The sequence below is a fragment of the Rhizobacter sp. P2_H2 genome (assembly GCF_056403375.1).
On sequence record NZ_JBFUFP010000021.1, the window covers coordinates 1 to 23,833 of the forward strand.

Annotated in this window: 22 protein-coding genes; 5 read left to right on the forward strand and 17 right to left on the reverse strand. The window is 70.1% G+C overall.

All coding sequences use genetic code 11. The annotated features are described in order from the left end of the window. The first annotated feature begins 58 nt into the window (after positions 1-58). Together AC1D15_RS03340 and AC1D15_RS03345 are read left to right on the forward strand one after the other, a co-directional pair. Positions 59-982 (forward strand): polysaccharide deacetylase family protein, encoded by a 924-nt coding sequence (locus tag AC1D15_RS03340; protein WP_477824920.1) that lies wholly within the window; start codon positions 59-61, stop codon positions 980-982. A 168-nt stretch (positions 983-1,150) separates the two neighbouring features. Next, the gene (locus AC1D15_RS03345) at positions 1,151-1,798 is read left to right on the forward strand and encodes a LysE family translocator (protein WP_477824921.1); all 648 of its coding nucleotides are present in this window, start codon (positions 1,151-1,153) and stop codon (positions 1,796-1,798) included. 15 nt (positions 1,799-1,813) lie between these two features. On the opposite strand, the gene AC1D15_RS03350 is transcribed toward AC1D15_RS03345, so the two are convergent. The 8 genes from AC1D15_RS03350 to AC1D15_RS03385 are packed head-to-tail and all read right to left on the reverse strand — an operon-like array spanning position 1,814 to position 10,301. Beyond that, positions 1,814-2,881: an ABC transporter ATP-binding protein gene (locus AC1D15_RS03350; RefSeq protein WP_477824922.1), complete on the reverse strand. Its 1,068-nt coding sequence runs from the start codon at positions 2,879-2,881 to the stop codon at positions 1,814-1,816. A gap of 8 nt (positions 2,882-2,889) precedes the next feature. Then, positions 2,890-3,930 (reverse strand): carbohydrate ABC transporter permease, encoded by a 1,041-nt coding sequence (locus AC1D15_RS03355; protein WP_477824923.1) that lies wholly within the window; start codon positions 3,928-3,930, stop codon positions 2,890-2,892. Next, complete coding sequence (locus AC1D15_RS03360) at positions 3,927-5,249, reverse strand: carbohydrate ABC transporter permease (RefSeq protein ID WP_477824924.1); 1,323 nt, start codon at positions 5,247-5,249, stop codon at positions 3,927-3,929. The genes AC1D15_RS03355 and AC1D15_RS03360 overlap by 4 nt, the downstream gene beginning before the upstream one ends. Further along, a complete protein-coding gene (locus AC1D15_RS03365) occupies positions 5,246-6,733 on the reverse strand; it encodes an ABC transporter substrate-binding protein (protein WP_477824925.1) in 1,488 nt (495 codons plus the stop codon). Before AC1D15_RS03365 ends, AC1D15_RS03360 begins: the two co-directional genes overlap by 4 nt. 23 nt (positions 6,734-6,756) lie before the next feature. Beyond that, positions 6,757-7,611 carry an amidohydrolase family protein gene (locus AC1D15_RS03370; protein WP_047508534.1) on the reverse strand — a complete coding sequence of 285 codons (855 nt, stop codon included), beginning with the start codon at positions 7,609-7,611 and terminating at the stop codon, positions 6,757-6,759. Next, positions 7,608-8,663 (reverse strand): aldo/keto reductase, encoded by a 1,056-nt coding sequence (locus tag AC1D15_RS03375; protein ID WP_477824926.1) that lies wholly within the window; start codon positions 8,661-8,663, stop codon positions 7,608-7,610. The genes AC1D15_RS03370 and AC1D15_RS03375 overlap by 4 nt, the downstream gene beginning before the upstream one ends. Beyond that, positions 8,660-9,997: a UxaA family hydrolase gene (locus AC1D15_RS03380; protein WP_477824927.1), complete on the reverse strand. Its 1,338-nt coding sequence runs from the start codon at positions 9,995-9,997 to the stop codon at positions 8,660-8,662. Before AC1D15_RS03380 ends, AC1D15_RS03375 begins: the two co-directional genes overlap by 4 nt. Beyond that, positions 9,987-10,301, reverse strand: coding sequence for a UxaA family hydrolase (locus AC1D15_RS03385; RefSeq protein ID WP_465110213.1), 315 nt, complete (start codon positions 10,299-10,301; stop codon positions 9,987-9,989). Before AC1D15_RS03385 ends, AC1D15_RS03380 begins: the two co-directional genes overlap by 11 nt. A 112-nt stretch (positions 10,302-10,413) precedes the next feature. Here AC1D15_RS03385 and AC1D15_RS03390 point away from each other — a divergent pair, with 112 nt between their 5' ends. Further along, positions 10,414-11,130 (forward strand): FadR/GntR family transcriptional regulator, encoded by a 717-nt coding sequence (locus tag AC1D15_RS03390; RefSeq protein ID WP_477824928.1) that lies wholly within the window; start codon positions 10,414-10,416, stop codon positions 11,128-11,130. 21 nt (positions 11,131-11,151) lie between these two features. Here the strand turns inward: AC1D15_RS03390 and AC1D15_RS03395 are convergent, their stop codons facing one another. The 5 genes from AC1D15_RS03395 to AC1D15_RS03415 form a co-directional block, all read right to left on the reverse strand. Continuing rightward, complete coding sequence (locus AC1D15_RS03395; protein ID WP_047508539.1) at positions 11,152-11,658, reverse strand: pyridoxamine 5'-phosphate oxidase family protein; 507 nt, start codon at positions 11,656-11,658, stop codon at positions 11,152-11,154. Between the two features lie 71 nt (positions 11,659-11,729). Next, positions 11,730-13,619 carry an MFS transporter gene (locus AC1D15_RS03400; protein WP_477824929.1) on the reverse strand — a complete coding sequence of 630 codons (1,890 nt, stop codon included), beginning with the start codon at positions 13,617-13,619 and terminating at the stop codon, positions 11,730-11,732. Between the two features lie 52 nt (positions 13,620-13,671). Further along, entirely contained in the window at positions 13,672-14,451 is a 780-nt protein-coding gene (locus AC1D15_RS03405) for a DUF2145 domain-containing protein (protein WP_477824930.1), read from the reverse strand. Then, positions 14,448-14,876, reverse strand: coding sequence for a hypothetical protein (locus AC1D15_RS03410; RefSeq protein ID WP_052212658.1), 429 nt, complete (start codon positions 14,874-14,876; stop codon positions 14,448-14,450). The genes AC1D15_RS03405 and AC1D15_RS03410 overlap by 4 nt, the downstream gene beginning before the upstream one ends. Positions 14,877-14,899: 23 nt before the next feature. Continuing rightward, positions 14,900-15,358, reverse strand: a complete 459-nt coding sequence (locus AC1D15_RS03415; RefSeq protein WP_047508546.1) for a YiaA/YiaB family inner membrane protein — start codon at positions 15,356-15,358, stop codon at positions 14,900-14,902. A 130-nt stretch (positions 15,359-15,488) separates the two neighbouring features. On the opposite strand from AC1D15_RS03415, the gene AC1D15_RS03420 reads away from it, so the two are divergent. After that, positions 15,489-16,226 (forward strand): helix-turn-helix domain-containing protein, encoded by a 738-nt coding sequence (locus AC1D15_RS03420; protein WP_465110207.1) that lies wholly within the window; start codon positions 15,489-15,491, stop codon positions 16,224-16,226. 67 nt (positions 16,227-16,293) lie between these two features. Here the strand turns inward: AC1D15_RS03420 and AC1D15_RS03425 are convergent, their stop codons facing one another. From AC1D15_RS03425 to AC1D15_RS03435, 3 genes are all read right to left on the reverse strand, one after another. Continuing rightward, entirely contained in the window at positions 16,294-18,963 is a 2,670-nt protein-coding gene (locus AC1D15_RS03425) for a TonB-dependent receptor plug domain-containing protein (RefSeq protein ID WP_477824931.1), read from the reverse strand. Between the two features lie 260 nt (positions 18,964-19,223). Continuing rightward, positions 19,224-20,999 (reverse strand): sensor histidine kinase, encoded by a 1,776-nt coding sequence (locus tag AC1D15_RS03430; protein ID WP_465110205.1) that lies wholly within the window; start codon positions 20,997-20,999, stop codon positions 19,224-19,226. 25 nt (positions 21,000-21,024) lie between these two features. Then, positions 21,025-22,263 carry a CaiB/BaiF CoA transferase family protein gene (locus AC1D15_RS03435; RefSeq protein ID WP_477824932.1) on the reverse strand — a complete coding sequence of 413 codons (1,239 nt, stop codon included), beginning with the start codon at positions 22,261-22,263 and terminating at the stop codon, positions 21,025-21,027. A 46-nt stretch (positions 22,264-22,309) separates the two neighbouring features. Here AC1D15_RS03435 and AC1D15_RS03440 point away from each other — a divergent pair, with 46 nt between their 5' ends. After that, on the forward strand, positions 22,310-22,885 hold the full coding sequence (locus AC1D15_RS03440; RefSeq protein WP_477824933.1) for an SRPBCC family protein: 576 nt from the start codon (positions 22,310-22,312) through the stop codon (positions 22,883-22,885). 6 nt (positions 22,886-22,891) lie between these two features. On the opposite strand, the gene AC1D15_RS03445 is transcribed toward AC1D15_RS03440, so the two are convergent. Then, the gene (locus tag AC1D15_RS03445) at positions 22,892-23,641 is read right to left on the reverse strand and encodes a dynein light intermediate chain family protein (RefSeq protein WP_477824934.1); all 750 of its coding nucleotides are present in this window, start codon (positions 23,639-23,641) and stop codon (positions 22,892-22,894) included. Positions 23,642-23,833 lie beyond the last annotated feature (192 nt).

Sequence of the window (23,833 nt, forward strand, 5' to 3'; positions counted from 1 at the left end):
AGTTCCGGTCGCGCACCACGATGGGCACGGTGGTCGGCCCCGATGCCGGAGGCGCCGCATGGCAGCGCTGAGCTTCAACCTCAGGCTCGCGCTCGTGTTCGTGCTCGCCTGTCTCTGCTCACTCACCGCCCACGCACAGACCCTCGCGCTGACCTTCGACGATGGCGTGAATCCCGACACCGAACCGCTGGCCCGCGAGTGGAACGGCACGCTGCTGTCGGGGCTGCGCGCCGCATCGATCCCGTCGATGATCTTCCCGGCGCTGTCAGCCACGGGCCCGGGAGCCGGCCGCGATCTGGTGGCCGCGTGGTCTGCTGCCGGCCACGCGGTCGGCAACCACACCGCCCGGCACCGCAACCTGGCCTCGCCGAAGCTCACGCTTGCCGAGTTCGTGCAGGACGTCGAAGAGGCCGACCAGGCCTTCAACACGCTGCCCACCTGGGTGCCGATGCTGCGCTTCCCGTACCTGAAGGAAGGCGACACGCCGGCCAAGCGCGACGGCATGCGTGCCTGGATGAAGGACCACGGCTACCGGCCCGCGCCGGTTTCCATCGACACCAGCGACTGGTACTTCAACGAGGTCTGGCTCGATCAGCTCGCGGCCGGAAAGCGCAGCCAGCTCGAACCCCTGCAGAAGGCCTACATCCGCCACCTGCTGGACCGCGCGGGCTACTACGACAAGCTCGCACGCAGCACGCTGCACCGCAGCCCCGCGCATGTGATGCTGCTGCACGTCAACGCGATCAATGCCGCCTCGATCGGCGTGATCGCCCGCGAGTTCAGGGCACATGGCTGGAGTTTCGTGTCTCCGGCACAGGCCTTCGCCGATCCACTCTACGTGACGGCACCGTCGACACTGCCCGCCGGCGAGAGCATCGTGTGGTCCCTGGCCAAACAGGCCGGCGCGAAGAACCTGCGCTACCCAGCGGAAGATTCCGTCTACGAAGAACCCGGGCTGCGCGCGCAGCACCTGCTGCCGTAGCAGACGCCACCTCGCACGCCTCCAATGAGCGCGCAACCATGTTCATGACCTTCGAATCACTCCAGGCCCAGGCAGATCTGCAGACAGGAGCGGTGGAGGCATTGCCGCTGGACGTGGTGATTGCCAGGCTCGAGGCACGTTTCCCTGGATGAGACTGAAGAGCGACCCATGCACCTCGACACCCTGACCGCCAACCCCAACCTCGCCGTCGCCTGCACCGCCTACTTCATCGGCTGCGCGAGCCCCGGCCCGAGCATCGTCGCGCTGATGGGCACCGCGATGAACGGCGGCCGCGCGCCGGCGTTCGCACTCGCCGCCGGCATCACGCTGTCGTCATGGACACTCGGGCTCACCGCCGCGCTCGGCCTGGCGTCGCTGCTGGCCGCCTGGTCCGGCGCGCTGACGGTGGTCAAGGTGATCGGCGGGCTCTACCTGCTGTGGCTCGCGTTCAAGGCCGGGCGCTCGGCCCTGTCGCGCCACGATGCGGCCGATGCCGGCGCGGCCGGCCGCAGCGGCAGCCTGCGGCAGATCTTCCTGAAGGGCGTCGCGATGCACATCACGAACCCGAAGGCCATCTTCGTCTGGCTGTCGACCATCTCGATGGGCCTGCCGGTCCACGCGTCGCCCACCGACTCACTGGTCGTGTTCGCGGCCTGCGGCCTGCTGGGCCTGCTGATCTTCATCAGCTACGCGCTGCTGTTCTCCACGTCCGTCGCGCGGCGCGTCTACCGCTCGACCCGCCGCGTGTTCGACGGCACGATCGCGGTGTTCTTCGGCTTCGCCGGCCTGCGGATGCTGCTGTCGCGGCAGCTGTGACCGGGCGGCCCCTCGTCAGCGCACCCGCAGGCCCGTCGCCCCGTCGAAGACGAACGCCGCACCCGGATCGAACGCCACGCTGACCCGCCGCCCGACCGCCTGGTCGAAGTCCTTCGCGCCCTTCACCGTCAGCTTGTGCGCGCCCACGTGCAGCGTGACGAGCGTGTGGTCGCCGATCAACTCCACCGCGTAGATCTCTCCCTGCAGCGCGCCCTGCTCGGCGACCCGGCAGTCTTCCGGCCGGATGCCGAGCACCACCTCGGCCAGGCTCGCCGTCACCGGCGTCGGCACGCGCAGCCCCTCGCCCTCCAGCCACCCGCCCGACAGCGCGCCGCGCAGGAAGTTCATCGGCGGCGCCCCGATGAAGCCGGCGACGAACAGGTTGGCCGGGTCGTTGTAGATGCGCGCCGGCGTGTCCAGCTGCTGCAGCACGCCCTTGTCGAGCAGCGCCACGCGGTGCGCCAGCGTCATCGCCTCCACCTGGTCGTGCGTCACGTACAGCGTCGTGATGCCCAGCTGCTGCTGCAGGTGCTTCAGCTCCGCGCGCATGTGCCCGCGCAGCTTCGCGTCCAGGTTCGACAGCGGCTCGTCCATCAGGAACACCGACGGCCGCCGCACCATCGCGCGCGCCAGCGCCACGCGCTGGCGCTGCCCGCCCGAGAGCTGCCGCGGGTAGCGGTCGAGCAGCCCGTCCAGCTGCACCTGCTTCGCCACCGCCAGCACCTGCTCGTGCTGCTGCGGCTTCGGCACGCCGCGCACGTCCAGCGGGTAGGCCACGTTCTCGGCCACCGTCTTGTGCGGGTACAGCGCATAGCTCTGGAACACCATCGCGATGTCGCGGTTCTTCGGCAGCACGTTCGTCACATCGCGCTCGCCGATCAGGATGCGCCCGGCGCTCGCTGTCTCGAGCCCGGCGAACACGCGCAGCGCGGTGCTCTTGCCCGAGCCCGATTCGCCGAGCAGCACCAGGAACTCGCCAGGCTGCACCTGCAGGTTGAAGTCGCGCAGCACCTCGACCGCGCCGAAGCGCTTGCCGAGGTGGTCGAAGGTGACCGAATGCGCGGTCGTCGTGGGAGGCAGCATCGTCAACATCAGCCTTTCACCGCGCCCGTCAGCAGGCCGCGGGCAATGAACTTCTGCAGGAACAGGGTCATCACGACCACCGGCACGATCATCAGCAGGATCAGCACGCTCATCGTCCACCACTGCGGCCCGCGTGTCGCGTTCTGCGCCGCCACCAGCAGCGGCATGGTCTGCGCATTCGCGGTCGACAGGAACAGCGCCAGCAGGTACTCGTTCCAGCTCAGGATCAGCACCAGCAGCGTCGTCGCGACCAGCCCCGGCCGTGCCAGCGGCAGCATCAGGTCGAACAGGATGCGATAGCGCGAGGCCCCATCGAGCGCCGCGCTTTCTTCCAGCTCGCGCGGGATGCCGTCGAAGAAGTCGACCATCAGCCAGACGACGATCGGCAGGTTCGCGGTCATGTAGGTCACGATCAGCGCGAACTGCGTGTCGAGCAGGTGCACCTGCTGGAACATCACGTAGATCGGGATCGCCGACACCACCGGCGGCAGGATGCGCTGCGAGATCATCCAGAACAGGATGTCGTCGTTGCCGAGCCGCGCGGTGATGCGCCGCTGCAAGGGCCGCAGCCCGAGCACGAACAGCATCACGGCCACCGGCAGCGCCCAGCCGAGCGACAGCCCGGCGCCGAGCACGAGCGCGACCACCGCCGCGACGCTCGCGATGAACAGCAGCACCGCGGCGACGCTCGGCCGGTACGTGATGCGCGTCAGCGCATACGCCGCCATCGAGCCGATCGCGACCGCCAGCAGCGTCGACAGGCTCGCGATCAGCATCGAGTTCAGGTACGGCCGCAACGTGTCGCGACCGGTCTCGACGAGGACGTATTTCCACGCATGCAGCGACGGCTGGAAATCGACGAAGGGCAGGAACACCGGCCCGTCGGACACCTGCAGCGGCTCCTTGAACGAGGTGACCAGCACCCAGTACAGCGGGAAGAACACGACGAAGGTCCACGCGAGCAGCGCGCCGTACACCAGCACGCGCGGCAGCGGCGCGAGTTCGCCGGGGCGCTGCGGCATGCACCACGCGGCAACGAGGCCCTTCATGCGCCTTGCCCCGCGCGCGCCGGCCGCACGACGAAGTGGAAGAAGCTCACCGCCATCAGCGTCGAGACGAACAGCAGCAGGTAGGCCACCGCCGCCGAGCCGCCCAGGTTCAGCGAGCGCCAGTCGATGAAGGCATGCAACGTCATGCTCTCGGTCGCGATGCCGGGCCCGCCGTTGGTCAGCACGTTCGGCAGGTCGACGATCTTGAAGGCCTCGATCACGCGGATCAGCACGACCGCCGCCGCGGTCGGCGCGATGGCCGGCCAGGTGATGTCGCGGAAGATGCGCCACGACGGCGCGCCGTCGAGTTGCGCGGCTTCGAGCTGGTCGCGCGGTTGCCCTTCGATCGCGGCCAGCAGCACGATGAAGATGAACGGCACCCACTGCCAGGTGTCGCCCACCAGCACCACCCAGCGCGCCGACCAGGCGTTCTGCGCCCAGGTCATGGCACCCAGGCCGAGCGCGCGGGCGACGGGCGCGAACGGGCCGACGCCCATGTCGGCCAGCATGCGGAACATGTAGGCGATGCCGACCGGCGTGACCATCAGCGGCAGGAAGAACGACAGCCGGAACAGGTTGCGCCCGCGGATCGGCTGCGCGCACAGCAGCGCCAGGCCCAGGCCGAGTGCGAACTGCAGCGCGACACCACCGATCACGTAGAACAGCGTCGTCAGCAGCGAGCCCTGCTGGCCGCCCGCGGTGCCGGCGGCGACCAGCGCCATCAGCCCCCAGACGCTGCCGGCAAGCTGGCGGCCGACCAGTCCACTGAGGCTGGCCCGTGCGCCGAGCACACGGGCGGCGACGGCCGCGACGACGAAGCCCGCCAGCGCGAACAGCAGCCACGCGAACCACGGCAGGTCGGCCGCGTCGCGCGCGGCCTGCGCCGCTGGCGCGAACGGGCCGAGCGGTGACAGCAGCGTGGCTGCCAGCGTGCAGGCCAGCGTCATCACGGCTGCCGCCGCATGCGGCGCGCGCGGCACAGCCAGCCCATACGCCTGCCGCTGCCGCAGGCTGCGCAGCAGCGCCCACGCGAGCAGCGCGAACGCGGCGGCGAGCGCGACCCAGGTCGCCGCCGACAGCTCGCCCGCCGTGCCCAGCAGGTGGAACTGCTGCGAGCCGGCGATCAGCTTGCGGTAGTTCAGCGCGCCGACGAAGCTCAGCTCGTAGCCGCCGGCCCGCAGCGAGAAGCGCGTCAGCGAGAGCCAGGCCGACGCCAGCAGCGGGAAGATCGAGAACAGCAGGACGACGGTGACGGCCGGCGCGATGAAGACCGTCCCCGCCTGCCGGTCCAGCCAATCGCTGAACTGCGCCTTCGTCACTTGGCGCCGATGCTCGCTTTGTATGCGGCCTGCTGCTTCGCCTTGCCCAGCTCGTCGTTCAGCTCATTCCACGTGTCCTCGATGTTCTTCATCGTGCCCTTCACGTCCAGCTCGCCGGCCAGGAAGCGCGCCATCGCGGTGTCCAGCGCCACCTGCTGGTAGCGCTGGTTGAACGGGATGCGCAGGTCCAGCACCATGTTCGGCGAGTTCAGCGAATCCTGGATCGCGGTCAGGTAGTCCTTGGCCGCCTTGTCCGACATGCCGGCCTTCTTCCACGGTCCCATGTCCTTGAACTGGCTCTGCCGGTACGGGTTGAAGCCGGTCGCACCGACCGTCACGTCGGCATTCGACTGCTCCGGCTGCGACATGTACGAGAAGAGCGCATAGGCCGCGTCCTTGGCCTGCGGCTTGGCCTTCGCGTTGATGGCCCCCGACCAGCCACCGAAGGCCGCGAACGGCGCGCGGTTCACGCCGTTCACCGCATGCGGGCAGCGCGTCGCGTCGCAGGCCACCAGCTTGCCGCTCGCACGGTCTAGCACCTTCGTGGTCCCCGGCAGCATCAGCGCGCCGACCTTGTCGACCACCTTCGAGGCCTTCGGGTCGACCGCCAGCGGGCCGATGTCGCCCCAGTCGACGGTCAGCGCGCAGCCGCCGCTGACGAACAGCGTTCGGGTGTCGCCCACATCCATGTTGATCTCGTTCGGCGGGCCGTACTTGCCGGTCTCCTTGTAGATCTCGAGCGCCCGCGCGAAGGCATCGTTGTTGACCAGCGGCTTCATCGTCGCCGGGTCGAAGAACGCGCCCTCGCTGGTGCCCTTGGCCTGCAGGAAGGCGCCGGCCACCGAGGTGATCATCCAGAACGACTGCGCGTTGCGCTTCTTCGCGATGCACGAGCCGACGACCGGCTTGCCGTCGCCGAAGTCCTTGCCGTGCGCGGCCTTCGCGATGTCCAGGTACTCGTCCCAGGTCTGCGGCGGCTTCTTGCCGAGCTTGGCCAGCACGTCGCTGCGGTAGTAGGCGATGTGGAAGTCGCCGTCCAGCGTCACGGTGTAGGTCTTGCCGCCGTACTTCTGCGAGAACTCGCGGAAGAACGGGGCCACGTCGTCCTCGCGCAGCTTGGCATCGGCCTTCACGCGCGGGCTCAGGTCCTCGAGGAAGCTGACGTAGTCCGGCATCCACTGCGGCGCGAGGATCGCGGCATCGATCGAGTTGGTGCCGGTCGACCAGTCGGTCAGCAGCTTCTGGTACAGGTCCGAGTACGGCACCGTGATCACGTTGACCTTGGCACCGGTGGCGGCCTCGAACTCCTTGCCGCGGCGCTGCAGCGGCTCGGCGATCTGCGGGCCGGTGAAGGTCATCACGTTCAGCGTGACGCCGGCGTAGGCCTTGGTCTGGGCCTGCGCCTGCCCTTGCGTGCCGAGCATGCCGATCACGGCGGCAGCGCAGGCCAGCGTGGCCCGGAGGGGAATCGATCTGCGGTTCATGGTGTCTCCATCCTTGTTGTGGTTCACAGCGGGGTCACTCCGTCCAGGCGGTAGAAGCGCTCGGCATTGCCGGCCCACACCGCGTGGCGATCGGCGGCGTCGAGCGGCGCCAGCAGCTGCTCGCAGGCCAGCACCCAGCCGGCGTAGTCGCCGGCCAGCTGCAGCACCGGCCAGTCGCTCCCCCAGATCACGCGCTGCGGGCCGAACAGCTCCAGCACGGTCTCGGCATACGGACGCAGCGTCGCGACGCTCCAGCCGGGACCGGCTTCGGTCGCGAGGCCGCTCAGCTTGCAATGCACGGCCGGCAGGCGCGCCAGCGCGGCGAGGTCGCGCCGCCAGGCCGCGAAGCCGCCGTGCGCGATGTCGGGCTTGGCCGCGTGGTCGATCACGATCGGCAGGGCAGGATGGCGCTCGGCGAAGGCCAGCAGGTGCGGCAGGTGCGGCGGCTTCACCAGCGCGTCGAAGCGCAGGCCGTGCTGCACCAGCGCACGCACCGCCGGCGCGATCGGCGCGGTGGCGATCCAGGCCGGGTCCGGCAGGTCCTGCAGCATCGGCCGCACGCTCTTCAGCAGCGGGTTCGCGGCCAGCGAGGCGAGCGTGTCGACGGCACCGGGCGCCGCCAGGTCGACCCAGCCGACCACGCCGCGCACCAGGTCGTGCTGGGCGGCCAGTCGCAGCAGCCACTGCGTCTCGGCAAGCGTGGGCGCGGCCTGCACGAGCACCGTGCCGCGCACGTTGTTTGCAGCCAGCAAGGGCTGCAGGTCGGTCGGACCGAAATCGCGGTACAGCGGGGCCAGGTCCGGTGTGAGCCACCCGTAGTCGCCGCGCGCGAGCGACCAGAAATGCTGATGCGCGTCGATGCGCCAGGTGGCCGTCATCGTTTCTCCCCCGGCACCGGCGCATCGGCATCGATCAGCCCCTGCTCGCGCAGCGTGCTCCACAGCGCCGCGGGAATCGGCTGCGTCATCCAGCGCACGATGCCTTGCAGCTCGTCCGCGTTGCGCGGCCCCGGCACGCACGACACCACGGCCGGATGGCCGAGCGGAAACTGCAACGCCGCTGCCGCCAGCGGCACCTCGAAGCCGTCGCACACCGCCTGCAGTCGCGCGACCCGCGCGACCACCTCGGCCGGCGCGGTCGCGTAGTTGAACTTCAGCGTGCTGCTCGGGCGGCGCAGGCCGGCCGCGAGGATGCCGGAGTTGAACGGCCCGCCGACGATGATGCCGACGCCGCGCTCGACGCAGCGCGCGAGGAACGGGTCCAGCGCCTGCTGCTCCAGCAGCGTGTAGCGGCCGGCGAGCAGCGTGCAGTCGAGGTCGACGTGCTCCATCGTGTCGCGCACGATCTCCCATTCGTTGACGCCCAGCCCGATCGCGCCCACCAGGCCCTCGCGGCGCAGCGCCTCCATCTCGCGCAGGCCGCCGCCGCTGGTGAGCTGCCGCCAGTGGAACTCGTGGCGATCGCCGTGCGTCACGCGGCCGATGTCGTGCACCAGCGCGATGTCGATGCGGTTCGTGCCGAGGCGCTGCAGGCTGTCCTCGACCGAGCGACGGATCGCGGCGGCGGTGTAGTCGTAGTGCACCTCGAACGGCAGCGGGTTCTGCCACGCGGTCTCGCCGGCGGGCAGGGCGCGCGGCACGGCCAGCGGGGAGAGCGGTTTCAGCAAGCGGCCGACCTTGGTGCTCAGCACCCACTGGTCGCGTGGATGCGCGCGCAGCGCCTCGCCGAAACGCCGCTCCGACAGCGTGTAGCCGTAGAACGGCGCGGTGTCGAAGAAGCGGATGCCGGCCGCCCACGCGGCGTCGAAGGTGGCGCGCGACGCATCCTCAGAGATCACGTCGTACATGTTGCCGAGCGGCGCACCGCCCATGCCGAGCGCGGTCAGCGCATGGCGGGTGCGCGGCAGCATGCGGGTCGGGAGTGTGGTCATGGCGTGGCCTTTTGCATGGAAGGCATCGTGCGGATCGGCAGGGAGACCGGCAGGCAGCTCGGCCCGATCGGCTCGAAGGCCTTGTAGGTGAGGATGAACTCGCGGTGGCCCAGCGATTCGCTGGCGGTCTCGCGGCCGTGGCCGACGTCCTGCACCAGCGCGACGATCTCGGCGCCCACCTCGTCGAGCGTCGCGTCGCCGCGCAGGATGCGGCCGGCGTTCACGTCCATGTCGTCGGCGAGCTGGTCGTAGGTGTCCGGGTTCGCGCACACCTTGATCACCGGCGAGATCGCCGAACCGACCACCGAGCCGCGGCCGGTCGTGAACAGCGTCAGGTGCGCGCCGCAGGCGATCAGCTCGACGATCTCGGCGTTGTCGGAGATGTTCGGGAAGCCGAAGCGCACCTCGCCGTCGGGCACCACGTCGAGCAGGTACAGGCCGCCGGTGGGCGGGATGTCGCCGGGCTTGATCAGGCCGCTGATCGGCGAATCGCCGCTCTTCGCGTAGGCGCCGAGCGATTTCTCCTCCTGCGTCGTCAGCCCGCCGTCGGCATTGCCGGGCGCGAAGCTGCCGTGGCCGAGCGTCTCGTAGTAGCGCGCCGCCTTCGCGACGCAGCGCACGATCTCGTCGCCGAGCTCCGGGGTCGCGGCGCGCCGCTGCATGTGGAACTCGCAGCCGACCAGCTCGCCGGTCTCCTCGAAGATGCAGGCGGCACCGCGTGCGATCAGCGTGTCGAACGCACGGCCGACCGCCGGGTTCGCGGTGATGCCGCTGGTGCCGTCGCTGCCGCCGCAGACGGTCGCGACGACGAGTTCGTCCCAGCGCATCGGCACGCGCGGCTGCGTGTCGAGCTCGGCCAGCGCCCAGCGCACCCACTCGACGCCCTCGGCCAGCGTCTTGCGCGTGCCGCCATGCTCCTGGATCGTCAGCGTGTGCACCGGCCGGCCGCTCGCGGCGACCTCGGCCTCGAGCCCGCGCTTGTCGAAGCTCTCGCAGCCGAGCGAGACCAGCAGCACCGCGCCGACGTTCGGGTGCGTCAGCAGCCGGCGCATCATCTTGTCGGCATAGGCGTTCGGGTAGCAGCCGGGGAAGCCGACCAGGTGCACCGGCGCGCCGCGGAACGACTGCGTCACCTCGTGCGCGACGAAGTGCGCGCACTCGACCAGGTAGGCGACCGCGACGATGTTGCGGATGCCCTTGCGGCCGTCGGCGCGCGCATAGCCGCGGAGGTCCGATGATCCAGCGGACCCCGTGGAACCGGCTTCGCCGGGCCACTGGGGGCGCCCCCCAGGGGGGGAGGCGCGAAGCGCTTCCGGGGGGGAGTCATTTCGCATATTTCGAGCCGTCTTGCAGCGTGTAGGTGGGCAGGTAGTCGCTCGCGAGGTTGTCGGTGTGGATGTGCTCACCGCGCGCGATCGGCCGCTGCACACTGCCGATCACCGCGCCGTAGCGCAGCACCTTGTCGCCCACCGCCAGCGCCTGCCGCGCCAGCTTGTGCGCCATCGCCACCGGCCGCGGCAGCATCACCGGCTCGCCGTCGATCAACAGCGTCTCGCCGGCGGCCAGCGCGCGGCAGGCCACCAGGCAGTTGTCGGCGGGGTTCAGCAGCAGCAGGCGTGGATCGGTGGCAGGGGTCATTCCGGCTTCCTGGGGTTGCCCCGAAAAGGTATAAAGGTCAGACCAATAGACCATTGTTGCGATCGCCCGCGATCCGCGGCAACCGGGTTGACCCTGATGGGAAAATCGACCGATGAGCCACCAGCGACTGCCGCCGATCGAGACCAAGCGCCTGTACCAGCACATCGCCGGCGTGCTGCGCGAGTCGATGGACAGCGGGCGCTTCGGCATCGGCAGCTACCTGCCGCCAGAGCGCGAGCTGGCGGATCAACTGGGCGTCAGCCGGGCCTCGGTGCGCGAGGCGCTGATCGCGCTGGAGGTGCAGGGACGGGTGTCGGTGCGGGTCGGGGCCGGCGTGCAGGTGCTGGATGCGTCGTCGCCACGGGCGGCGTCAGCCTCGGCGGACGAGCCGCCGGTCGGCCCGCTGGAGCTGCTGGAGGCGCGGCTGGTCGTCGAGACCGAGACCGCGGCCCTCGCGGCGCGCCACGCGACCGAGCAGGACCTGCAAGGCCTGCAGCGCAGCCTGGACCAGATGGTGCAGGACCATGCCCGTAACCCGTTGCTGCACGATGGCGACCGGGCTTTCCACATCGGCATCGCGCGCGCCAGCGGCAACGCGGCGCTGCTGTTCATCGTGACGACGCTGTGGGACCAGCGCTACACGCCGATGCAGGACCGGATGGAGACGCTGTTCACGACGCCGGGGCTGCACACCGCGGCGGTCGACGACCACCGGCGTGTGCTGGAGGCCATCGCGGCACACGACCCGGCTGCCGCGCGGCAGGCGATGCGCCGCCACCTGACGACGGTGCGCAAGACCTTCTCGCGGGCGATCGTCGCAGGGCGCTGAGCCGCAATCCAGTCCGGCGGATCAGGCCGACGGAACGGACCGCGGCCAATGCGGCCGCGACGCGCTGAAGTCGACCGTGCGCGTGTCGGTCACCTGCGTGCGGGGCTGCTGGTCGCTCGGGATGTCGACCCGCAGCATCACGAAATCCTGCTCGCCCTCGACGACGGCCAGCTGCGGCTCCTGGCGCACGCTCGGGTGCAGGTACACCGGGTCGTGATGCGCCTCGACCAGCGCGACTTCGCCTGTCAGATGCACGAGTTGCCGGGTGCGCGGGTCGACGAACGACAGCGTCACGTCCGGATCGATCTCGACGTCGAGCGCGACGCGGCTGTCGCGCGGCACCATCAGCCAGACGTGCGGCGGGCCGTCGCCGGAGGTCATCGAGATGCGCACCTGGGCCGCGTGCGGCGCGCCGCTGGCCAGGCGCGTCGTCACCATGCAGTGCCGCGCGCGCTGCAGCGAGGGCCACACCGATTGGAAGTCCCCGTCGTTGCGGCGGCTGAGGAAGGGCAGGTTCGGAAGGTTCATGGCGGCTTGTAGGTATGGGTCGAGCTGGATGGATGCAAGCCCTGAAGGGCAATCGGCGTGCCCACGCCGCGCTAACTTGCCAACAATTCCCCGACCCGCGTGCGCAGCCCGTCCGGCGTCACCTCGCCGGGCGCCAGCGGCACGCCCGCCACCATGCCGACCCGCGTGAACATGCCGCGCCGGAACGGCTTGACCATCGCGCCGCCCTGCTCCACCCGCGAGAAGAACGAGCCCCACAGGTTCTGCAGCGCGAGCGGGATCACCGGCACCGGGTTCGTCTCCAGCAGCTTCATCACGCCGCCCTTGAACTCGCCGAGCTGGCCGTCCTTGGTGATGGCGCCTTCCGGGAAGATGCACACCAGCTCGCCGTCGGCCAGCACCGCACGGGCACGCTCGAAGGCCTGCTCGTAGACCTTGGCGTCGTCGCGCTGCGGCGCGATCGGGATCGCCTTCGCGAGCTTGAACATCCAGCCCAGCACCGGCAGCTTGAAGATGCGGTGGTCCATGATGAAGGCGATCGGCCGCGGGCTGGCCGCCATCAGCAGCACCGCGTCGACGAAGCTGACGTGGTTGCACACCAGGATCGCCGCGCCCTTGGTCGGGATGTGCTCGTCGCCGCGCACCTTGAATCGGTAGATGCAGCGCGTCGCGATCAGCGCGATGAAGCGCAGCAGGTACTCCGGCACCACCAGGAAGATGTAGAACGCGACGATCGCGTTCAGCACGCCGACCACCAGGAACACCTGCGGAATGGTGAGCCCCGCCTTCAGCAGCACGCCGACCAGCACCGCGCTGACGATCATGAACAGCGCGTTCAGGATGTTGTTGGCCGCGATGATGCGGGCACGGTGGCTGGGCTGCGAGCGCAGCTGGATCATCGCGTACATCGGCACGCTGTAGAGGCCCGCGAACAGGCTCAGCAGCGCGAGGTCGGCCATCACCCGCCAGTGCGCGCCGACCGCGACGAAGCCCGCGAGCGACAGCTGCGCCGACGGCGGCAGCCCGCGCGACGCGAAGAACAGGTCGATCGCGAAGATGCTCATGCCGATCGCGCCCAACGGCACCAGGCCGATCTCGACGTGCCGGCGCGACAGCACCTCGCACAGCAGCGAGCCGGTGCCGATGCCGATCGAGAACACCACCAGCAGCAGCGAGGCGACCTGCTCGTCGCCGTGCAGCACCTCCTTCGCGAAGGCCGGGAACAGCGACAGGAACACCGCGCCGAAGAACCACATCCACGAGATGCCCAGCAGCGAGCGGAACACGGCGACGTTCTCGTGCGCGAGCTTCAGGTTGCGCCAGGTCTCGGTGACCGGGTTCCAGTTGATCTTCAGCGCCGGGTCGGTGGACGGCGACGGCGGCACGTACTGCGCCGTCAGCCGGCCGAGCAGCGCGACCGCGATGCAGCCGATCGCGACGTAGTGGCGCCCGACCTCGGGGATGCCCACCAGCAGCCCGCCGGCCACCTGGCCGAGCAGGATCGCGACGAAGGTGCCCATCTCGACCATGCCGYTGCCGCCGGTCAGCTCGCGCTCGCCCAGGTGCTGCGGCAGGTAGGCGAACTTCACCGGGCCGAACAGCGTGGAGTGCAACCCCATCAGGAACACGCAGGCCAGCAGCACCGGCACGTTGGTGACCCAGAAGCCCCAGGCGGCCAGCAGCATGATCGCGATCTCGAGCGACTTGACGAGCTGGATCACGCGCGTCTTGTCGTACTTGTCGGTCAGCTGCCCGCTGGTGGCCGAGAACAGCAGGAACGGCAGGATGAACAGCGCGCCGATCACCAGGCCCGCGAGCTGCGGCGACAGCCACGACACCTGCACCTTGTAGGTGACCAGCACCGTGAAGGCGAACTTGAACAGGTTGTCGTTGCCGGCGCCGAGGAACTGCGTCCAGAAGAAGGGGGCGAAGCGCCGCTGGCCGAGCAGTGCGAACTGATTGGGGTGCGCGTGGGGATCCACGGTGTCTCCTGATGTGTTGTCGTCTGGTCGTCGCGGGGCGCCGCCGGGCAATCTACCGCACAACGGCGATGGAAGTGCCCAGTCCGCTGCGGTTCATCCAGCGAAAGACCGAGTCGACCGTGACGGTTTCGATGCGATCGGTGAATCGCTTCGCGCTCGGGTGGTCGTCGAACGCGACGTTGGCCGCCGTCATGCGTGCCCCCAGCCGCTGGAAGGCCGACAGGTGCAGCGTGTCCGGCACGTAGCCGTGCTCGCGCAGCCAGGCCTGGGCCTGCGGACGGCTGGCGATCGACGGGTCCTGCGCCATCGCGAGCGTCTCGATCGCCCACTGGTTCGACTGCTGGTAGGCCTGCGCCCAGGGGTAGGCCACCATGCTGTAGGCCGGCGTGTGCAGCTGCGCCAGGCGCCGGTTGTCGCGCAGCGCGGGCAGCAGCCGGGCCTGCACCTCGGGGCTCGGCACGACCAGGCCGGCTTCGTACTCGAACAGGTCATCGAGGAAGAACTCGCCGAGGCCCTGGCGATAGACCGCCGACTTCGCGGTGCCGCACTGGTTCAGCTTGTGCGCGACGCGCCAGGGGGCGGCCGGCGCGTCGCGGTAGGCGATGCCGAAGTGCGAATAGCGCTGTCCGTACTCGCGCAGGTCCTGGCCGACACGCGCCACCAGCACCACCTGCGCGCCGCTCGCGTCCAGGCGTTGCGCGGTGTGCTCGGCCAGCGTCATCGCCCGCTCGACGTTGCGCGCGTCGGGCAGCTTGCGCTCGCAGGAGCGGCCGGCGTGGGCCGGCGGCGCCGCGGCAAGCAGAGCGATCGCCAGCCATGCGCCCGGGTTCACAGCGTGACCCGCTCGTTGTAGAGCAGCGCCTTGCCGATCTCGTTCGGGATGAAGGCGATGGCCTGGCCCGCGGCCGACAGCACCCAGCCGGTGCTGATCGCGGCCACCGCGATCGTCGTGCCGGCCGCCACCGACATCGCGCCGGCCAGCTGGCCCGACAGCGTCAGCGAAGCGCGGGCACCGTCGGACGCGCGTTGCAGCACCCAGACCGCGCCATCGGCCGACGCCTCGACCGCGACGACGCTCAGCACCGCGCCGGCCGACAGGATCATCACCGGCGCGCTCACCGAGATCGCGATCGGCAGCAGCGACAGCGCGCTGGCGTCCGAGGCGTTCGGCGGATGGGCCTGCGCCGCGGGGGCGCCTGCGGCCAGCAGGGCCGCCGCGATCAGGGCCTGCAGGGCCGGTTGTCTGAAAGCCTTCATGGTCGTCTCCGGTTGAAGAAGGGTCACTCGCGCTCGTTCAGTTCGCGGCCGGCGCGCATGCCGTCGCGGCGGGCCTCGGCCAATGCGGCCTCGTGGGCATCGCGCAGCGTCTTGGCCAGCGTGAACACGCTGGAGATCAGGAACAGCCAGCACACGCCGAGGAAGGCCTTGTAGGTCGGGTTGACGTCCATGCGCCACAGGCCCCAGCCGGTCAGCGTCATCGCGAGGCCGAAGCCGCCCCACACCACCAGGCCCCACATCGGCGTGTCGGTCCGGCGGATCTCGTTGTCGCGGATGTACTTGGCCAGCGCGAACGCGGTCGACAGGCAGAACACGTAGCCCATCACCATGAACGCGCGGTGGATGTCCTCACCGGGCAGGTACGCGAGGCCGGTCGCGCACAGCGTGGCGGCCGCACCGAACGAGATCCAGACCTGGGCCTTCCAGGCCTTGGTGTCTTTGCGGATCAGGGTGGGTTGCATGGAACTCTCGATGGTTGTTGAGGACGGAGCGGATGCTCGCCGTCCTCGGCATTCAGTTCAATCCCTCCCTGGAGGGGTTGCAGCGGCATGGCTCGCTGGTATCGTCTGGTGATACTTTTTGAGGGTCGAGATGAGCACCACCCAGGACCTGGTCCATGCGCTGAAGGCCGAACTGAAGCGCGCCGACATCACCTACGCCCGCTTGGCGGAGGAACTGGACATGTCGGAATCCAGCATCAAGCGCGTCTTCGCGAAGGGCGACATGCCGCTGTCGCGCATCGACGACGTGCTGCGCGTGCTGAAGATGGATTTCGCCGAGCTGGCGCGCCAGATCGCCGATGCGCAGCCGCTGCGCCGCGAGCTGACGCTCGAGCAGGAGAAGGCGGTGGTGGCCGACCGGCGCCTGCTGCTGCTGGCGATCTGCTGCATGAGCCAGTGGACGTACGAGCAGATGATCGGCACCTACACCTTCAGCGAGGCCGACTGCGTGCGCTACCTGGTGCAGCTGGACCGGCTGGGCATCATCGAGCTGCGGCCGATGAACCGCTACCGGCTGCAGGTGGCGAAGACCTTCCGCTGGCGGCCGAACGGCCCGGTGATGGCGTTCTTCCGCGAGCACGTGGCCGACGACTACTTCAACAGCGGCTTCGACGGCGACGGCGAGATGCTGATGCTGGTGCACGGCCAGATCGGCACCAGCCTGGCGGCGAGCTTCGTCGAGCGGCTGCAGCGCGTCGGGCAGGATTTCGCGCAGCAGCACCTGGCCGACCAGAAGCTGCCGGCCGACCAGCGGCGCGCCTACACGCTGGTGGTCGGCATGCGCTCGTGGCTGTTCGCGGCGTTCCGCGACCTCAAGAGAGACGCATGAAAAAAGGGGACCCTCGCGGGTCCCCCTTGTCGTTCGTCAATGCAGTGGCGGCCCATGCCGCCGTGCATCACCAGAACGTGTACTTGCCCGCCAGCGTGACCTTGCGGCCCATCTGGCTGTGGTAGCCCGGGTTGTAGGCGATGTAGCGGGTGACCAGCCGTTCGTCGATCGGCGGCTCGCGGTTCTCGATGTTGTCGATGTTCACGCTCAGCGTCAGGTTCTTGACGCCCTTGTAGGCCACGTACAGGTCGGCGGTGGACCAGGCCTTCACGCGGCACAGCTCCGGGTGCGCGCCGCTGGCGTACGAGCAGCTCAGGTCGGCCGGCGTGAAGGCGCGCAGGAAGCTGCCGGTGTAGTTGCCGCTCAGCGTCGTCGACCAGTCGCCGATGTCCCAGTCGATGCCAGCCTTGAAGCGCTCCTTCGGCTGGTTGTAGGTGCCGGCGTAGTCGACTTCGGGTGCGTCCTTGACGTTCGCGACCATGTAGCGCGGCATCTTGTTGTAGACGATGGTCAGGCCGACGCGGCCGGCCGAGCCGAGGTCCTGGCGCGCCCGCAACTCGATGTCGTAGCCCCAGATCCGGGTCGAGCCGAGGTTGGTGTACTGCAGGTTCAGGCTGTCGATCGTGCCGTCCGCTTTGCGCACCACGTAGCCCGGGTAGTCCGCCTCGTGGGCCAGCAGGTAGTCCGGGTCGATCGACGAGATCTCGTCACGACGCTTGATCTTGTAGGCATCGAACGACAGCGAGACGTTCTCGGTCGGCTCGAACACCAGGCCGGCCGTGAAGCTCTTCGACTTCTCGGGCTTCAGGTTCGGGTTGGAGCCCGAGACCGCTTCGAGCGACAGGTCGCAGTTCGCATTGGTGGTGTCGCTCGGATCCGGGCACAGCTTCGGGTCGCGGATGCCGGAGTAGAAGCCCTTGACCGGCGACTGCGTCGTCTCGGTCAGCGACGGGGCCCGGAAGCCCTCGGCGTAGGTGGCGCGCAGTGCCAGGTTCGGCAGCACCTTCCACTTCAGGCCGGCCTTCGGCACGGTGGCGCTGCCGAAGTCGCTGTAGTGGTCGGTGCGGGTCGCGAGCGACGCCTCGATCGTCTTGGTGATCGGAACCGACAGCTCGGCGTAGACCGCGCTGACGTTGCGCGAGCCGTCGGACGAGGCGGCGCCCAGCACGCTGATCGCATTCGATGCGGTCAGCGCGTCCGGCGTGCTCTTGAACGATTCGCGGCGCAGTTCGACGCCGAGCGCGAGGCCGAGGCCGCCGGCCGGCAGCTTCATCAGCTCGCGCGAGCCGCGCAGGTCGATCGACGTGGTGCTGGTCTTGCCTTCGTCGCGCAGCGTCGGGTAGAGGGCGGCCATCAGCGCCGGATCGTTGGCGCCCGGGTTGCCGAAGATGAAGTTCGGGTTGGCGACGCCGTTGGCATCGAGCACGTCGCCGCCGATCAGCACCGAGTCATTGAGCAGGCCGCGCGTCCAGACGCGCGCACGCGTGCCGGAGTACATCAGCGCGCTCTCGGCATCCCAGCCGCCCAGGGTGCCGCGCCCGCCGAGCACCAGGCGGGTGGTGTCCGCCGTCACCTCGGTGGTGTGCAGCACGTCCATGAAGCGGTAGCGCAGCCCCACGTCGGCGCCGGTGGTGTTCTGCGGATGGTTGGCCGGCAGCGTGATGAAGATGTTGGGCAGCGTGCCGGTCGACTGGTAGGTGGCGGTGTTGTACGAAGGCGACTCGCCCTTGTACTTGTTGCGCACGAACAGCGCGTCGCCGAACAGCTCGAAGCCGCTGCCGAGGTCCAGCGTGGCGGCGCCGAACAGCGCATCCTGCTTGGTTTCCGGCACCAGGTCCTGGTGGTCGGTACCCTGGTAGTAGCAGCGGCCATTGGCGGCGGCGCCCGGCTCGTTCAGCGGCGTGCAGCCCGGCATCGGCCCGATGAACGCTCCGGTGGTGGGGTTGTAGAGGTTGCCCGGGTAGCCGTAGCTCGAGCGCAGGTCGGTCAGCCCGAAACGGCGGAAGTCCGCGGTCGAGGTCATCGGCCGCTGCGAGGCCTTCACCGAGTTCTGCTGCTCGTGCGAGTAGTTCAGGAAGAAGTTGTACTTGTCGTTCTCGAGATCGCCCTTGCCCCAGGTGGTGCTGAACTTGCCCGCCGCACCATCGTGGTAGCCCGACTGCGAGCCCGAGCCCGACAGCGACAGGCCGTTGTAGTTCTTGCGCAGGATCACGTTGATGACGCCGGCGATCGCGTCGGAGCCGTAGATGGCCGACGCGCCGTCCAGCAGCACCTCCATGCGCTCGACCACGTCGAGCGGGATCGAGTTGATGTCGAAGAACGACTGCTGGCCGCCCGAGGCGAAGCCGTACGGCGCCATGCGGCGGCCGTTGATCAGCACCAGCGTGGCCTGCGCACCCAGCCCGCGCAGCGAGACGCCGCCGGCACCGGGCGTGTARCTTGCCACCGCATTCGCATTGAAGTTGCCGGCATTGCTGGCCGGCAGGCGGTTCAGCAGCTCGGTGACCGATTGCGCGCCGGAGCGGTCGATCTGCTCGCGCGTGATCACCTGCACCGGCGAGGCGGTCTCGGCATCGATGCGCTTGATGCGCGAGCCGGTGACCTCGACCCGCTGCAGCGACTTCTGGGCTGCGCCCGTGGTGTCCGGGGCCGGGGTGTCGGATTGGGCCCAGGCCGGCGTGGCACCGGCGGCGCACAGCGCCATGACGGTGGCGCTGATGTACTTCAAGCGAAACATTCGCATCCCTCGATCAAGTGCCAGGATCTCTGGCGCCAAAAGAAAGGCAGCGAAAGGATCCCTCCGCTGCCGCCATGTGCGCAGGGTCGGACCATCCGCCTCCCCCATGCCTCTGCCTCCATCGTGCTCAGTGCGGGCCCGCTTGTGATCCCGGGGAAACCGCAACTGCTCAACGCGTCACGAACGGGTATGCATTCGTGACACCTGTGTGAAAAAAGGCAAAGCAAGTGGTGGGCCACGACATATTCGTGGCCGAGCGCTCAACCCGTCGCGGGTGGCGGTGCGCTGCGCAGTGTGAGCGTGAACTCGGCCCAGGCGCCTTGCTGGCTGCGGGCCTCGATGCGGCCGCCCATGCTCTCGACAAGCTGGCGGGTGATCGCCAGGCCGATGCCGCTGCCGGTTTCGGCACCGGCGTCGCGCCCGAGGCGGTTGAACGGCTCGTACAGCCGCGCGAGTTGAGCGTCGCTGAGCCCGGGCCCGCTGTTCCAGACGGCCAATTGCAGTGCGCCTGCCTCGGCGCGGTGCAGCGTGACCCGCACGACTCCCTCGGGGGCACCGTACTTGATCGCGTTCGACAGCAGGTTCAGCAGCGACTGCTTCAGGCGCAGCGGGTCGGCCAGCGCAGGCGGCAGGCCGGCCTCGAATGCGCGCTCGATGTGCATGCGGCGCTGCGCGGCGTCGCCGGCCACCATCGCGAGCGCCTCGTCGGCCAGCGCCTGCAGGTCGAGCGGCACGCTGTGCATGTCCATCGCACCGACCTCGACCTTGCTCAGGTCCATCAGGTCGGTGATCAGGCGCAGCAGGTGCTGGCCGGCCCGCTCGATGTGCTCGACCCGCTCCAGCTGCTGCGCCTGCAGCGGCGCGGCGGTGTCCAGCCGCAGCAGCTGCGAGAAACCCAGCACCGCGTTGAGCGGCGTGCGCAGCTCGTGGCTCACGCGGGCGAGGAACTGCGATTTCATCGCGTTGGCCTGCTCGGCCGCGTGCTGCTGCTCGCGGGCCGCCTGGGCCGCCTTCACATCGGTGATGTCGGCGAAGCTGCCGACCATGCGCAGGATGCGGCCGTCGGCATCGCGCTCGGCGACGTGCCCGCGGCTGAGCACCCACACCCAGCGGCCGTCGGCGTGGCGCAGCCGGTACTCGTCGGCATAGGGTTCGCGCTGGTCGCGCAGGAAGGCGCGGAAGCGCTCGCTCGCGCCCGGCAGGTCGTCCGGATGGCACAGCTTCGCGAAGCTGTCGGTGGCGACTTCGCCGAAGCGCGAGTTGAAATCGTCGGGGGTCGTGCCGATCAGGTCGGCCCAGCGCCCGCCGAGCGTCAGCATGTCGCTGCGCAGGTCGCGCGCCCACAGGCCGATGCGGCCGCCGTTGATCGCGGCGTCCAGCCATTCGCGCGAATGCCGCAGCTCGGTGATCATCTGCTCGCGTTCGGCGGCGAGCGCCTGTTGCGCGGTCACGTCGGTCACCACGCACAGCCGCGCGCTGCGGTCGCCGAACTGCAGGCCGTGCGCGCTGGTGCGTGCGAGCAGTTCGCTGCCATCCTTGCGGCGGTGGCGCCACGGGCCGGACGAGGTGACGCCGGGCGCGTCGGGCCCGCGCACCGCACGCACCTGCGCCTCCATCGCCGGGATGTCTTCCGGCGGGCGCAGGTCGGCCAGCGTCATCTGCAGGAATTCCTCGCGCGACCAGCCGTACTGCGCGATCGCCGCGCCGTTCACATCCAGGAAGCGCAGCGACAGCGCGTCGTAGATCCACATCGGCTGCGGATTGGCGTGGAACATCTGCTCGTAGCTGACGGCGATCTCGTGCAGCACGGTGTCTTCGGTGCTGGCGCGCGTGGTCAGCGAGCGCAGCAGCAGGATCAGCAGGCAGCCCGTCATCGCGACGAACAGCAGGCCCTGGATCGTGTGCACCAGCGTCAGCTGGCGCGGGTCGCTGGTCAGCGCGAGCGCCGCATGCTCGGACAGCAGCACCCAGGCCGTGCCCGCCGCCAGGTAGGCCAGGACCAGCACGACGGGGCTGCGGTGGGGGCGCTCTTGCATGCGGGTCGCTCCGGTCTACATCGTCTCAAAGCACGCCGCGTTCGCGCAGCGCCGCCAGTTGCCCGGGCGTCACGCCGATCTCGCGCAGCACGGCCTCGCTGTCCTCGCCGAGGGTCGGCGCGCGGCGGCGGATCGAGCCGGGCGTCGCGCTCAGCTTCGGCACGATGCCCGGGGTCTCGAGCGACAGGCCCTGCGCGCTGGTGATGCGCTGCAGCATGCCGCGCGCGCGGTAGTGCGGATCGTCGGCGATGTCGCGCGCGGTGTAGAGGCGCCCGGCCGGCACGTGGGCGGCGTTCAGCGCGTCCAGCACCTCGGCGACGCCGCGCGACGCGGCCCAATCGCCGATCGCCGCGTCGATCTCGGCGACCCGCGCGACGCGCCCGGCGTTGCCGGCCAGCGCCGGGTCGGCGCCGAGGTCGTCGCGCCCGATCGCCGCCATCAGGCGCTTGAAGATGCTGTCGCCGTTGCCGGCCACCAGCACCCAGCCGTCGCGGCAGGCGTAGGCGTTGCTCGGCGCGATGCCGGGCAACGCCGAGCCAGCGGGCTCTCGCACGGTGCCGAAGGCGCTGTACTCGGGCAGCAGGCTTTCCATGCAGTTGAAGACGGCTTCGTAGAGGGCCACGTCGATGACCTGCCCGCGCCCCTTCGGTGCCTCGGCCGACACCGTCGCGTGCCGGTGCTGCAGCGCCATCAGGATGCCGATCACGCCGTGCAGCGACGCGAGCGTGTCGCCGATGCTGACGCCCACGCGCACCGGCACGCGGCCCGGCTCGGCCGTCAGGTGGCGCAGGCCGCCCATCGCCTCGGCGACGACGCCGAAGCCCGGCCGGTCCTTGTAGGGCCCGGTCTGGCCGTAGCCGCTGATGCGCAGCATCACGAGGCCCGGGTTGGCGGCCGACAGGGATTCGTAGTCGAGCTCCCAGGCCTCCATCACGCCGGGCTTGAAGTTCTCGACCAGCACGTCGCACTCGGCGGCGAGCCGGCGCACGATGTCACGCGCCTCGGGCTGCTTCAGGTCGAGCGCCAGGCTGCGCTTGTTGCGCGACTGCACCTCCCACCAGACGCTGGTGCCCGCGTGCATCAGGCGCCACTGGCGCAGCGGGTCGCCGCTGCCGGGCGGCTCGACCTTGATCACGTCGGCGCCGAAGTCGGCCAGGGTCTTGGCGGCGAACGGGCCGGCGATCAGCTGGCCGAGTTCGAGCACCTTGAGGCCGGCGAGCGGGCCGGGGGAGGTGGGCGCTGGGGAAGGCGCTTGAGCGGACATGCCCGCGATGGTAGTGTCTGGCGCCGCCAATTCGATGGGGAACGCCATGCGATTCATCGCCCTCGGGGTCTCGTGCGCGCTGCTGCTCGCGGCGCTGGCCGACGGCGCCGCCGCGCTCGAGCGTTCGATCGACAAGGAAGCGGTGGTGGCTGCGCCGCTGGCCGCCGTCTGGCAGAGCTGGACCACGAAGGCGGGCATCGAGGGCTTCTTCGCGCCCGAGGCCGAGGTCGATGCGCGCGTCGGCGGGGCCTTCCACATCCACATGGATCCGCTGGCCGAGCCCGGCATGAAGGGCGCCGACGACATGCACTTCATGGCGCTGCAGCCGATGCAGATGATCAGTTTCGACTGGAACGCACCGCCCTCGCTGCCCGAGGCGCGCCGGCAGCGCACCTTCGTCGTCGTGCGCTTCGCGCCGGTCGATGACAACAGCACGCGCGTGACGCTGCACCACGTCGGCTGGGGCGACGGCGGCGAATGGGACAAGACCTACGCCTACTTCGACCGGGCGTGGGGCCGCGTGCTGGAGAACCTGCAGAAGCGCCACGCCGCCGGGCCGGTCGACTGGACGGCGTGGATGGAGAGCCTGCGCAAGGCGCATGCGGCGGCGCCGGCGCGTTGAGGCGACCTACCACTTGCACCCGCTGCCCTTGACCGCATCGACCGCCAGCGGCACGGCCGCCAGCAGGCCCATGCCGCTGTAGGCGGTGCGGCAATCGGTGCGACCGGCCTTGTCGAGCTCCTCGGTGATCTTGGCCTTGCGCTCGGGCGGCGGCGGCAACAGCGGCAGCACGCCGGGCGACATGCCGCCGGCGCTGCTGCCGCGGCTGCGCAGGCTCGGCAGGTTGAGGTTCAGCTTCGGTTCGCCGGGGGCACCGGGCGGCGTGGCGGCGTTGTCGTGGCCGGTCTCGCCGCCGGGGCCGACGACAGGGCCGGTGGTGGGGCCGACCGGTGACGGGGCGGTGGCGGGCTCGACGGCGGTACCGGGGCTGGCGCGCCGCGTGGTGGGGGGCGCCACAGGCTGGGGTGCGAGCATGGGCTCGGGCAGCGGTGCGGGGGCTGGTACCGGTGACGGTGCCGGCACGGGTGCAGGAACTGGCGCCGGAACAGGCACCGGCGGCGGGGCCGGCACCGGGACGGGCGGCGGCACCTCGACAACCGGCTCGGGGCGCGGGACCGGCAGCGGCGCGGGGGGTGGTGGCGGCTCCACCGGGACCGGCATCGCCACCGGCGGCGCGACGGGGGGCAACGGCAAGGGCAGCGGAAGCGGCTGCGGCGCCGTCGGTTCGGGCTCCACCGCAGGCGGCGGCGCGGCGGGCCGTGCCGCCACCGGTGCCGCGTCGCGCACGGCGGAGGCGGCCGCGGCGGCCTCCGACACGCGGGGCTCGGGTACCGGTGCAGCGGGCTGGGGGCGTTCGATGCGCGGGGCGGCCGGCGCCGGCGCAGGCATCGTGCGCAGTTCGACCTTCGGTGCCGGAGCAGGGGCARGCGGCGGCACCGCCGGCGCGGCGGCCTGTACGCGCGGGGTGGGCCGTGGGGGCGGAGGCGGCGGGGGCGGCGGGATCACCGC

Excerpts from the sequence above, each read along its gene's own strand:
- AC1D15_RS03395 (WP_047508539.1), bottom strand. The coding sequence starts at position 11,658 with ATGAACCTTCCGAACCTGCCCTTCCTCAGCCGCCGCAACGACGGGGAC.
- AC1D15_RS03375 (WP_477824926.1), bottom strand. The coding sequence starts at position 8,663 with ATGACCACACTCCCGACCCGCATGCTGCCGCGCACCCGCCATGCGCTG.
- AC1D15_RS03440 (WP_477824933.1), top strand. The coding sequence starts at position 22,310 with ATGCGATTCATCGCCCTCGGGGTCTCGTGCGCGCTGCTGCTCGCGGCG.
- AC1D15_RS03380 (WP_477824927.1), bottom strand. The coding sequence starts at position 9,997 with ATGCGAAATGACTCCCCCCCGGAAGCGCTTCGCGCCTCCCCCCCTGGG.
- AC1D15_RS03345 (WP_477824921.1), top strand. The coding sequence starts at position 1,151 with ATGCACCTCGACACCCTGACCGCCAACCCCAACCTCGCCGTCGCCTGC.
- AC1D15_RS03355 (WP_477824923.1), bottom strand. The coding sequence starts at position 3,930 with ATGAAGGGCCTCGTTGCCGCGTGGTGCATGCCGCAGCGCCCCGGCGAA.
- AC1D15_RS03390 (WP_477824928.1), top strand. The coding sequence starts at position 10,414 with ATGAGCCACCAGCGACTGCCGCCGATCGAGACCAAGCGCCTGTACCAG.
- AC1D15_RS03420 (WP_465110207.1), top strand. The coding sequence starts at position 15,489 with ATGAGCACCACCCAGGACCTGGTCCATGCGCTGAAGGCCGAACTGAAG.
- AC1D15_RS03385 (WP_465110213.1), bottom strand. The coding sequence starts at position 10,301 with ATGACCCCTGCCACCGATCCACGCCTGCTGCTGCTGAACCCCGCCGAC.
- AC1D15_RS03340 (WP_477824920.1), top strand. The coding sequence starts at position 59 with ATGGCAGCGCTGAGCTTCAACCTCAGGCTCGCGCTCGTGTTCGTGCTC.
- AC1D15_RS03365 (WP_477824925.1), bottom strand. The coding sequence starts at position 6,733 with ATGAACCGCAGATCGATTCCCCTCCGGGCCACGCTGGCCTGCGCTGCC.
- AC1D15_RS03410 (WP_052212658.1), bottom strand. The coding sequence starts at position 14,876 with ATGAAGGCTTTCAGACAACCGGCCCTGCAGGCCCTGATCGCGGCGGCC.
- AC1D15_RS03415 (WP_047508546.1), bottom strand. The coding sequence starts at position 15,358 with ATGCAACCCACCCTGATCCGCAAAGACACCAAGGCCTGGAAGGCCCAG.
- AC1D15_RS03430 (WP_465110205.1), bottom strand. The coding sequence starts at position 20,999 with ATGCAAGAGCGCCCCCACCGCAGCCCCGTCGTGCTGGTCCTGGCCTAC.
- AC1D15_RS03370 (WP_047508534.1), bottom strand. The coding sequence starts at position 7,611 with ATGACGGCCACCTGGCGCATCGACGCGCATCAGCATTTCTGGTCGCTC.
- AC1D15_RS03435 (WP_477824932.1), bottom strand. The coding sequence starts at position 22,263 with ATGTCCGCTCAAGCGCCTTCCCCAGCGCCCACCTCCCCCGGCCCGCTC.
- AC1D15_RS03350 (WP_477824922.1), bottom strand. The coding sequence starts at position 2,881 with ATGCTGCCTCCCACGACGACCGCGCATTCGGTCACCTTCGACCACCTC.